Origin of the sequence: Mycobacterium tilburgii, assembly GCF_902168065.1 — a bacterium.
GTDB lineage: Bacteria > Actinomycetota > Actinomycetes > Mycobacteriales > Mycobacteriaceae > Mycobacterium > Mycobacterium tilburgii.
In genome coordinates this window covers 1-10,741 of sequence record NZ_LR655754.1, presented here as the reverse complement: position 1 = coordinate 10,741, position 10,741 = coordinate 1, and the positions used below count along the sequence as shown (strand labels likewise).

General features: G+C 68.3%; 10 protein-coding genes and 1 pseudogene. 2 read left to right on the top strand and 9 right to left on the bottom strand.

Features of this window, described 5'->3' with window-relative positions; genetic code table 11:
- Positions 1-104 precede the first annotated feature (104 nt).
- A pseudogene (locus FQ389_RS20925) lies at positions 105-1,289 on the top strand (acyltransferase family protein); the annotation flags it as partial.
- Positions 1,290-1,565: 276 nt separating this feature from the next.
- Here FQ389_RS20925 and FQ389_RS16860 read toward each other — a convergent pair.
- Together FQ389_RS16860 and FQ389_RS16855 are read right to left on the bottom strand one after the other, a co-directional pair.
- The gene (locus FQ389_RS16860) at positions 1,566-2,261 is read right to left on the bottom strand and encodes an Rv0518 family GDSL lipase (protein ID WP_144209700.1); all 696 of its coding nucleotides are present in this window, start codon (positions 2,259-2,261) and stop codon (positions 1,566-1,568) included.
- Between the two features lie 145 nt (positions 2,262-2,406).
- Entirely contained in the window at positions 2,407-3,657 is a 1,251-nt protein-coding gene (locus FQ389_RS16855) for an acyltransferase family protein (protein WP_260860861.1), read from the bottom strand.
- A 312-nt stretch (positions 3,658-3,969) separates the two neighbouring features.
- Here FQ389_RS16855 and FQ389_RS16850 point away from each other — a divergent pair, with 312 nt between their 5' ends.
- Positions 3,970-4,407: an STAS domain-containing protein gene (locus tag FQ389_RS16850; protein WP_144209694.1), complete on the top strand. Its 438-nt coding sequence runs from the start codon at positions 3,970-3,972 to the stop codon at positions 4,405-4,407.
- Here FQ389_RS16850 and FQ389_RS16845 read toward each other — a convergent pair.
- The 7 genes from FQ389_RS16845 to FQ389_RS16815 all read right to left on the bottom strand — a co-directional run bounded on the left by FQ389_RS16845 (position 4,391) and on the right by FQ389_RS16815 (position 10,530).
- Entirely contained in the window at positions 4,391-4,648 is a 258-nt protein-coding gene (locus tag FQ389_RS16845) for a hypothetical protein (RefSeq protein WP_144209691.1), read from the bottom strand. The genes FQ389_RS16850 and FQ389_RS16845 overlap by 17 nt on opposite strands.
- Complete coding sequence (locus tag FQ389_RS16840) at positions 4,645-5,088, bottom strand: DUF3093 domain-containing protein (RefSeq protein ID WP_260860860.1); 444 nt, start codon at positions 5,086-5,088, stop codon at positions 4,645-4,647. Before FQ389_RS16840 ends, FQ389_RS16845 begins: the two co-directional genes overlap by 4 nt.
- A gap of 40 nt (positions 5,089-5,128) precedes the next feature.
- Positions 5,129-6,109, bottom strand: a complete 981-nt coding sequence (gene hemB, locus FQ389_RS16835; RefSeq protein WP_144209688.1) for a porphobilinogen synthase — start codon at positions 6,107-6,109, stop codon at positions 5,129-5,131.
- Positions 6,110-6,112: 3 nt separating this feature from the next.
- Positions 6,113-7,783: a bifunctional uroporphyrinogen-III C-methyltransferase/uroporphyrinogen-III synthase gene (locus tag FQ389_RS16830; RefSeq protein ID WP_144209685.1), complete on the bottom strand. Its 1,671-nt coding sequence runs from the start codon at positions 7,781-7,783 to the stop codon at positions 6,113-6,115.
- A gap of 28 nt (positions 7,784-7,811) precedes the next feature.
- Entirely contained in the window at positions 7,812-8,759 is a 948-nt protein-coding gene (hemC, locus tag FQ389_RS16825; protein WP_144209682.1) for a hydroxymethylbilane synthase, read from the bottom strand.
- A 13-nt stretch (positions 8,760-8,772) separates the two neighbouring features.
- Positions 8,773-10,149, bottom strand: coding sequence for a glutamyl-tRNA reductase (locus FQ389_RS16820; RefSeq protein WP_144209679.1), 1,377 nt, complete (start codon positions 10,147-10,149; stop codon positions 8,773-8,775).
- Positions 10,150-10,272: 123 nt separating this feature from the next.
- Positions 10,273-10,530: a glutaredoxin family protein gene (locus FQ389_RS16815; protein WP_144209676.1), complete on the bottom strand. Its 258-nt coding sequence runs from the start codon at positions 10,528-10,530 to the stop codon at positions 10,273-10,275.
- Positions 10,531-10,741: the final 211 nt, after the last annotated feature.

Here is a 10,741-nt window from a genome sequence, read left to right as displayed (position 1 = left end):
CCCCCCACCTACACCCCACCCCCCCCCCCCCCCCCCCCACCCCCACACACCCCCTACCGCCACCACCGCCAGATGTGAAGAGGCGACGGGTCCCCCCCGGGCCCCGGCTGGGACCCGCCACACCCTACCCCGGCACCGCTGCGCTGCTGCCGGTGCTGGGCACCGCGCTGGTGATCGGCGCCGGCAGCGCCACCGGCAACCTCGGGGCGGCTGCCTGCTGTGCCGGCCTGCGCTGCGCGCCGTCGGACGGGTGTCGTACTCCTAGTATCTGTGGGCATTGGCCGGTTGCTGCTGTCGCTGCCGCAGCTGCTGGGTGACCCCGCCGGCCTGGCCGTGGTCACCTTCCATCTGGTCGAAAACCCCGGCCGGTTCGCCGCCGCCTTGCGCCGCTCGGCCAAGGCGAACTTGGTCGTCGCCGGGGTCGCCAGCGCCGTCACCGCGTCCGCATGCATGCTGCTGACGGTCATCCCGGTGCCGGTCGGTCAAGGCCCGGCCGCGTCGAAAGCGACCATCCTGGCGCTGCCGTCCGCCAGTCCACACGCCACCGACGCGCACAAGGCCGTCGTGCAGCAGGCCTTCGCGCAGGTGCGCACCGCCGTCGCGGCGGGTGTGGGGCGGCGGGCGACACCGGTCTGCGACGACGGTTGCCCTGATTGGTGATTCGCACGCGGCGATGTGGAATCGGCGTTGCAGCAGATTGCCGAGCAGCGGCACTGGCGGCTGGAGACGATGACCAAGGTGACCTGCCCCATCCAGGATCTGCCCATCGACAGCCCGTATCTGGGTCGCGAGTACACCGAGTGCGAGCAGTGGCGCGGCCAGGTGCTGGGCCGGATAGCCACCGAACAATCCGCGCCTGGTGGTGTTGGACATGAGCCGGCGCTACGGCGGCGATTTCGGTTTCGAGTCCTACGACCCGGCGTGGATCGAGACCCTGGGGCCGCACCGTGGCACAGCTGCGCCACGGCGGGCGACCGTTCTGGTCCTCGGTCCCGCACCGGACCCGCACGCCCCGGTGCCCACCTGCCTGTCCGGGCATTTGAACGACGCCGTCGCGTGCACACCGCGCCGGTCAACGAGGGCGGCATCGCCGCGGGGCGCACCGCGACCACCGGCAACGGCGGCCACTACGCCGACCTCACCGATCTGTTCTGCACCGAAGAACGCTGCCCGTGATCGTCGGTAACACCCTGGTGTTTCGGGACGACAACCACTTCACAACCGAATACGCGCAACTGATCGCACCGGTGCTGGGTGCACTGGTCGATCGAGCCATAACGGACGGATGACGTTGCGGTGACTTTCTTTGCAAATGAACCGCGCCGCAGGAGCGAACGTGTTAGGAATGTAAAGGGTTTTGGAGGTTTGAAATGTCCCCGCTGTTGCTGGTTTGCATCGCGGCTGTCATACCAGTCGCCGGAATTGGGTTGATGCACCTGCAAGCACGCCTGGAACAGTGGGACTACGAGCGGCACGCAGAAGACTAGCGCCCTTTGTTGACGCGAAATCTGTTGCTCGACTAGCGGTTTGACGGCGTCAAAGCCGCCGCGAATCTCAGCGCCCTACTACGTTAGCAGTTGCGTGCGAATCAGTGGTGCGATCTTGTCGGCCATGTAACGATGCCCAGCGTCGTTGGGGTGCACGCCATCCGGGCCGATCAGGTCGGGCCGGTCGACGAACCAGCGCGCGCTGATCGGGTCGGCGAACGCCGCTCCCGCCGCCCGCGCCTCGGCGTTCAGCACATCGCGAATCTGCAGAATGTCCAGGGGCACGTCCGCAGTCGGCCACGGCGGGCCGATCACCAGAAATCGCGCCGACGGCGCCAGGATGCGCGCCAGGGTGAAGGTATCGCGGACCCTGCCGGCCAGCAGGCCCAGATCGGAGCCCTGATCGTTGCGGGATCCGAAGAACACCACCAGCACGTCCTCCGGCTTGGCCACCCGCGCAGTCAGATCTTGGAAGATGCTGCCGTGATCGCCGGGAACGACGTAACCGGCCCTGCCCTCGGCCGCGACATCGGGGGCGATCTTCATCCCCCGCTTGGTGAGCGCCTGCCAGGTCAGCGACGTCCACGCCTTCGGGCCCAGGCCGCCCAAGTCGGTGCCGGTGGTGTAGGAATCGCCGACCACCGCGATGTGCGAGAGCCGCGAGCCCAGCGTGACGAAGGCATGGGTGCGCGGGCCCGCATGATGAGTCACGACGGCACCGATCATCCCAGCCACCAGGGTCAGATTCACGGCAAACGCGGCCAGTCGACTCACGCGCGCCTCCCCTGTCCCTGCTCCGTCGTGAACCCAACGCGATCAGCACAGGACAAACTACCAGTACGACGCGCCCGACACAGCCGCATGCCGCTCCGAGAGGTCGTGGGGCACAGCGTAATTCGTCAGCGAAATGAGGCTGTGATTACACCGCGCGGACGGACACCGAGTCTCGCCCGCCGCCGATCTTATGCACCTTGGCGGATTCGCCGGACTCGGTCGGCGGATTCGCGGGCCGGACGTCGACCATCCGGCGCATCCAGCGCCGGGCCGGTTCCTCTACAAAGTGGTACAGCAGGCTGGACAAACCAAACGCGATCGCGATGAGGCCCAAAACGTTCCACTTCCACGGCGAGTCGGACTCCCAGGGCGTGAGCTCGAACTGCTCGACCGCCCATCCCCAGCTGGTGTGCACCAGCTCGTGCACCATGTACAGGCAGAACGAGATCTGCCCGCTGTAGACCATCACCCGGGTGGACAACAATCTCGGCAGGCTGCCCAGGCCGACCGCCAGGGTGATGACGAGCGGGATGAACAGCACGTCGACCACCCCGCCGCTGTCGTTCTCCACGACACCGCTGATCGGGTGGGTGCTAAACCAGTACAGGACGCCGACGGCGGCGACCACCAGCAGCACGGACAGGTAGCCGGCGATGCGGCGGCCAGGATCGGTCAGCCGCAACCGGTGCACGGCCGCGCAGGCCAGCGCGCCCGCCGCGAACTGGGTCACGATCCGCGGCAGCCAGCTCCACGGCGTGTAGAAGTGCCCGCTGGCCAGCAGCAGCACCACCGGCGGCAGCGAGGCCGCGACAGCCAGCCACATTAAGGTCCGCGCCCGGGTGGCCAGCTTCATCCGGAACACCACCAGCGCCAGCACGCCGAACAGCAGGTAGGCCAGCCACTCCGCGCTGATCGACCAGGCCGGGCCATCCCAGCTGGTGCCGTCGAAGAACGGCTTGAACCACAACTGCACGAGCAGCACCTGGCACACATAGCTAATCGCGGTGAGATCGTTCGCCTCCGGTAGCGGCACGTGACCCACATGCAGCGACAGGATCACCAACAGCGCGGCCAGGTGCAGGGTGACCAGGTATACCGGCCACACCCGGGCCAGCCGCAGCCAAAGGAAATGCAGCGTCGCCCGCGTCGACCAGGTCCGGCCCATCCGGTCGAGGTAGTTCCACGTCAGCACGAATCCGCTGAGGATGAAGAACAGGTCGACGCCCTGCGCGCCGCAGTTGAGCACCGGGGCGAGACTTTCCCGGAAATCGGGCGAGATGTCGCTGAGCATCGGCCGGAAGTGAAACAGCACCACCCACACAGCGGCGACGATGCGGAGTCCCGTCAGGGCCTTGATCTCGCCCCTAATCTCACCGGTAGTCTCTCGGCTGGGCACAGGGCTTTGTCTTTCGGTCTGGACTCTCCAGTTTCGTTCGCTTTCCACCCCGGCTGACCGGGCATTTCGCCCTATCACAAGCCCCCAACTCGCAACCGGCAGCCAGAGCAGCCTAACAGCGTGGCGGGCCGGATGGTGTCACAGCGACGGCGTGGCCGCGAGGTTCACGGGCCGGCTCCCGGCGAGCCAGCTTTTTAGCAAACAGTTAAAAGCGGCTTCCGGTCCCCTTAGGATTCGGAGGCACCGTAGGAGATAGCTCCGGTCGACGTTGTGTCGGCCTTCGGCCAGAAACAGAAATGATGGGGGCCTTAGATGACGATGGCAATTTCGGCTCGACAAGGGAACGGCAGTCTCGACTGTGGTGGCGTTCAGGTCCGTGCCCACTGCCGTCACCTCGCCACGGTGCTGACCGTGCGCGGTGAGATCGACGCAGTCAACGTCGACCAGGTCGGCGAGTGCCTTCGCCGTTTCATCGTCGGCGACAACCCCATCGTGCTCGACATCAGCAACACCGAGCACTTCGCCGGTGCGGTTGTGTTCCTGCTGTCCACGTTCGACGAGGACTGCCGCCAGGCCGGGGTCCAGTGGACGCTGGTCGCGGGCCCGGGCGTGGTCGAGCAATTGACCGACGGCGACGGCGAATGCGTGTTCCCGGCGGTGGGTTCGGTGCCCGAGGCGTTCGGCGACCTGGCCGACGCAGTCGTGTTCCGCCGCCGTCTGGCGCTGCCGTTGATCAGGAAGTCGGCTTAGCGGTCCGGTCACGCCGCAACCGGGCAGTCCCCAGGACTGCCAATATCCCGGCGGTCATCGCCAACAGCATGGCCAGCAGCAGTAACTGCGGGTAGTACACCAGCGCCGTCGTCGACGGCTGCCCGTCGACGACAGGCGCAACGGCGACGGCGTGGCGTGCATGCAGCCAGCTCGCCCCGACGCCGACCAGCGCCAGGCAGGCCAGGCCGAGCTCGACCGCGGCGCGAATGCGGGCGCTCACAGCGGTGACCCATCGTCGTCGTGATGATCGAGGTCGGTGGCGTCCGACCGGGCCGGCTCCACGCGCTCCTGCACCAGCAGGGTGAGCGCATCGCGGAGTTGGCGGTGGCGTTTCGCCCAGGCCTGCGTCGTGCGCCCCTCGGTGAGCTTGAGGACGATGCCGGTGCGGCCGCGGGGAACGCCGAACAGCTCACCTAGTGCGCGCGACGACTGCCACTTCGCCAGCTCGTTGTCGGAGTTGGCCGGATGCTCGGGCTCAGGGAACACCTTGACGATTTCGCGCACCAGCAGCGTCTGGGTGCCCTGGCGCAGGGCTTCGGGGGTCAGTTCCACCGAGACGTGGATCCGCGCGGCCGCCGCCGCACCCGACAGCACCCACAGCCAGCTGGCGCCGGGTTCGTAGAACAACGGCCTGGAGTTGGCGTCTTTGGCTGTGGTCATTGGAGCCTCGTCCCCGTGACTATTACCGCCGATGTAGCCGTCAGGAAAGCCAACCCGCCGCGTCCACGGCCCAGTAGCTGAGCACGATGTCGGCGCCGGCCCGGCGGATGCTGATCAGCGATTCCAGTGCCGCCGCGCACCCGTCGATCCAATTCTTTTCCGCCGCAGCACAAATCATCGCGTATTCGCCGGAAACCTGATAGGCGGCCACCGACACCGGTGACACGTCCGCCGCGGCGGCCAGCACGTCGAGATACCCCAGGGCGGGTTTGACCATTATGATGTCGGCGCCTTCGTCGATGTCCAGCTCGATCTCGCGGACCGCTTCCCGGGAGTTGCCGGGTTCCTGTTGGTAGGTGCGCCGGTCGCCGGACAAGTTCGAGCTCACCGCCTCCCGGAACGAGCCGTAGAACGCCGACGCGAACTTTGCAGCGTAGGCCAGGATCACCACGTCGGTGTAGCCGGCGGCGTCCAAGCCGTCGCGAATGGCCCCCACTTGACCGTCCATCATCCCGCTCGGGCCCACCACGTGGGCGCCTGATTCCGCTTGTGCCACAGCAAGTTTCACGTATCGGCTCAGAGTTGCGTCGTTGTCGACACGACCCCGGCCGTCAAGGACGCCGCAGTGACCGTGATCGGTGAACTCGTCGAGGCAGGTGTCGGCCATCAGCACCGTGGCGTCGCCGAGATCCTTGGCCAGGTCACGCAGCGCCACGTTGAGAATGCCGTCGGGGTCGGTGCTGGCCGAGCCGGCCGCATCCTTGTCCTCGTCGCGCGGCACCCCGAATAACATCACTCCGCCCACGCCGGCGGCCACCGCGTCGGCGGCGGCGCGACGCAGCGACTCGCGGGTGTGCTGCACCACGCCCGGCATGGACGGGATCGGTCGCGGCTCGTCGATGCCGTCGGCGACGAACATCGGTAGCACCAAATGCCTTGGCTCCAGCGATGTTTGCGCGACCAAGCGACGCAGGGCGGGAGTGGAGCGCAGCCGACGCGGCCGCTGCCGCGGATACGCCATCGGCTAGCGCCTGCGACTCTTCTTACGCGGCGGCGGCAGCGCACCCTCGGCGCGCAACCGCGCGGCGTGCTCGGCCAACGCGTCGACCAACGGACCGACCGCGGCGGTCTCGGGCTGCACGTCCACCCGCAGGCCGAATTCGGCCGCGGTCTCGGCGGTCTTGGGACCGATGCAGGCGATGATGGTGCGCGAGTGCGGCTTACCGGCGATACCGACCAGGTTGCGCACCGTCGAGCTGGAGGTGAAGCAGACCGCGTCGAAGCCGCCCGTCTTGATCATTTCCCGGGTGGCTGCCGGCGGCGGCGCCGCGCGCACCGTCCGGTACGCGCTGACATCCTCGATCTCCCAGCCACGCTCGCGCAGACCCTCAGCCAGGGTCTCGGTGGCGATGTCGGCGCGCGGCAGCAGCACCCGGTTCACCGGGTCGAAAATGCTGTCGTAGGGCGGGAAGTCGTCGAGCAGGCCCAGCGAGGACTGCTCCCCGGCCGGCACCAGCTCGGGGCTGATGCCAAACGCCCGGACCCGGTCCGCCGTCGACTCTCCGACGCAGGCGATCTTCACGCCGGAGAACGCGCGGGCGTCTAGGCCGAACTCGCCGAACTTCTCCCACACGGCGCGCACCGCGTTGGTGGAGGTGAACACCACCCACTGGAACCGGCCGTCGACCAGTCCCTTGACGGCACGCTCCATCTGGGCGGGGCTGCGCGGCGGTTCGACGGCGATGGTCGGCACCTCCACCGGCAGCGCTCCGTAGGACGTCAGCCGCTCGCTCATCTCGCCGGCCTGGTCCTTGGTGCGCGGGACCAGCACGGTCCAGCCGTACAGCGCCCGGCTCTCCCACCAGTTCAGCTTCGACCGGTTGTTTACCGTCTTGCCGATGGTCACCACCAGCTGCCCGGTCAATGGGCCGGCCGGGTCGCCCGCACCTGCCACCACGGCAGGGTCGGTGAGCCCCTGCAGCGTCGTTTCGATCGACCGCTGCTGACAGGTGGTGCCCTGCGCGGTCACCACGCACGGCGTGGTGTCGGCCAGTTCGTGCTCGATCAGGGTGCGGGCCGCGTCGGCCAGATGCGTCGGGGTGGCCTGCAGGATCAACGGTCCCGGCGCCGCCGCCAGCGCCTCCCAGTCCACATTCGGGTGGCGCACGTCGGCGACCGTGTGCGACGAACCCAGCGGCAGCCCCGCGTAGGTCGGCACCGCACTAATCGGCGCCAGCCCCGGCACGATCTCGACGTGCAGGTGGGTGCGCGCGACGGCGTTCACCTCGCTGATCACCGCGTCCAGTGTCAGCGGGTCACCAGCCACCAGGCGCACCACGTCGACCCCGGTGCGGGCCTCGGCCGTCAGCGTCTTGGCCACCTCGGCGGACTCACCGAGTGCCGGGCGGATGTCGGCACCACCGGACAGCACGGCGGGCGCGACCGGCGGGTGGTCGCCGTCAGTGGAGCCGTCGGCCGTCGCCGCGGGCGGGTTGGCCGGCGCCGGGCCCGAGACGGGCGGCAGGTCGGTCCCGATCAGCGCGAGCACGGGCTCGGGCACGTCGGGATCGGTGAACACCAAGGCGGCGTTGGCCAGCACGGCGGCCGCACGCGTGGTCAACAATCCCGGGTCGCCCGGGCCGGAGCCCACGAACGTGATGCGGCCCGGTCTCGGCTTACGCCCTCGCGTCGTCATTATCGCTCCCAAGTCCTTTTGAGGTCATTCAGTTCTCGTGCGCGGGATCGCGCCGCGCTTGGCCAATCAACTCCCCCGCGCCCAACTCCAACAGCTCCGCAGCCACCGAGAGCCCTAGTTCTCGTGCCCGCTCGGGAGCGCCGATGCCGGACGCACGGATCACGTCGGATCCATCCAGCGCCGCCACGCAACCGCGCAGCGACAGCTCGTCGAAGACCCGGCCGTCCTCATCGATGGACTCGACCACCTCGGCGATCGCTCCCACCGGTGCGGAGCAACCGGCCTCCAATTCGGCCAACAGCGCTCGCTCCGTGGTGATCGCCGCGCGCGTCTCCGCGTCGTCCAGCTCCGCCAGCACCGCCGCGAGCCGACTATCGTCGGCGCGGCACTCGACGGCGAGCGCACCCTGAGCCGGTGCTGGCAACATTTGCACCGGCTCTAGCGTCTCGGTGACATCAGCGAGGCGGCCCAGTCGGGCCAATCCGGCCCGGGCCACCACGACGGCGTCAAGATCACCACTGCTTACCCTGTTCAACCTGGTATCTAGGTTGCCTCGTAGGGGGCAGATTTCCAAACCGAGACCCAATGCTCTAAGCTGTGCGGCCCGTCGCGGGGAAGAGGTGCCCACCAGCGCGCCCGCCGGCAATTCCCCGAGCACCAATCCGTCGCACGCCACCAGTACGTCGCGAGGGTCGTTGCGCGGCGGTATCGCCGCAATCGTGAACCTCGGGTCGTTGGTGGTGGGCAAATCCTTGTGCGAGTGCACCGCGGCGTCGACGCGGCCGTCCAGGATGGCCTCGCGCAGTGCGGTGGTGAAGACGCCGACGCCCAGACTTTCGATGGGGGCCGACGACCGGTCACCCGCCGTGCTAACGATCACCAACTCGGCGGGGTGGCCGTTGGCGATCAGTGCGTCCCTGACGACGCAGGCCTGCGTAGTGGCCAGCAGACTGCCCCGCGTGCCGATACGGATCACGTGCGCCAATCGGTTACTCGCCGGGTTGCTGCGTGCCGGTGTCGAAACGCGTTGACACAACCGGCAGTTCACCCGCTCCGACGGCGGCTACGGAGTCGATGGCGGTCTGGTCGAGTTCGAACAGCTCCCGCAACGCCTCGGCGTAGCTGTCCCCGCCGGGCGCGCTGGCGAGTTGCTTGATGCGGACCGTGGGCGCATGCAGCAGTTTGTCCACCACCCGGCGGACGGTGCGCGCCACCTCCTCGCGCTGGGCGCTCTCCAGGCCCGGGAGCCGGTTTTCCAGTCGCAACAGTTCGGCTTCGACGACGTCGGCGGCGCGCTGGCGCAGCGCCGTCACGGTCGGGGTCGCCTCGGCCATCCGCTGTCCGGCGAGGTAGGCGGCGAGTTCGGCGGCCACGATGTGGCGGGCCGCGTCGACGTCGGCCGCGGCGGCATGCGCGGCGGGTTCGTGTTGGATGCGCTCGACGTCGACGACCCATACACCGGGCAGCCCGGCCACCGCGGGGTCGACGTCGCGCGGCATGCCCAGGTCGCAGATCAGCAGCGGGCGTCCCGTTTCGTGCCGCTGGGCGGCGGCAAGCGCGTGGTGTACGTCGGCCAGTGAGACCACGGGACTGACCGCACCCGTGCAGCTGATCACGATGTCGGCTTCGGCCAGGGCGTCGGGCATCCGGTCGAGGGTCAGCGCCTGGGCGCGCACACCTTCGTCGCGGATCTTGCGGACCAGCCGCTGACCCCGGGCCAACGATCGGTTGAGCACCAGGATGTGGTCGACGCCGGCGCGGATCAGGTGGGTCGCCGACAGCGCACCCATCGACCCGGCGCCCACGACCACCGCGGTCTTGCCGGTCAGGCCGCCGACCTTGCGGTCAGCCATGCCCAGGGCTACGGACACCACCGAGACGCCGGCGGAGTCGATGGACGTTTCGAAGTGCACCCGCTTGCCCACCGACAGTGCGCGTTGCGCCAGCTCGTGCAGCACCCGGCCGACGGCGCGGTTCGCCTCGGCGGCGGTGTAGGCGCGGCGGACCTGGCCCAGCACCTGCTGCTCGCCGACTACCGCGGAGTCCAGGCCGCTGGCGACGGCGAACAGGTGCTCGACGGCGGCCTCGCTGTAGCGCACGTAGATGTATTTGGTGAGGTCGGCCATCGACATTCCGGAGTAATCCGAGAGCACCTGGCCGATGACCGCCAATCCGCCGTGGAACGCTTCGACGACGGCGTAGACCTCGACCCGGTTGCATGTCGAGAGCACCATGGCCTCGGTGACCAGGGGCGATTGCAGCACCCGCTCGATGATTTTGTTGCGGTCGGATTCGTCGATACTGAGTTGTTCCAGAACGGAAACCGGCGCACTACGGTGCGAAACCCCGAGGAGCAGGATGCTCACGGCAGCATCACCTGGCTAGCTCCCTCGCTACTCCAGTAAGTGAACTGCTGTCTACGGTAAACGTTTATTCGGTGGGCTACCAAATATTTGAGTCCGCAGCTACAACGCACCCGGCTGGTGGCGTCAACGGGCAAGGTCGGCACGCAGGCGGGGTTCGTCGATTTCCCAGTAACTGTGCTCCCGGCCGTCCAGCAGGACGACCGGCAGGCAGTCGCCGAATTTGGCGCGTAGCCCGGGGTCGCCGGCGGCCGCCGTGGCGTCGACGTCGGTGCTGGAGAGGTCGAAGCCCAGCTCCCCGGCCAGTTCGGTCAGCCGCGCGTAGGCCTGCGCGCAGATTGTGCAGCCGTGGCGGGTCAGCAGCTGCACCTTCGGGCGGGTCATGGGACCAGTATGGCAGCGGCGGGGTGCGGTCTGGGCGGTCCAGGGTGAATTGTGGGCGGGCCCGGCGCTCAATAAGTTGCGGCTATGGCTGCCCAGAACGATCTGCGCGTCGACCCGACCATGATGCACGGATTCGCGCAGGCGCTGCTCGGGGGTGCGGAGAACCTGCGGGCGCAGATGGCCGCGCTGGACGGTCAGGTCGGCGAGATGC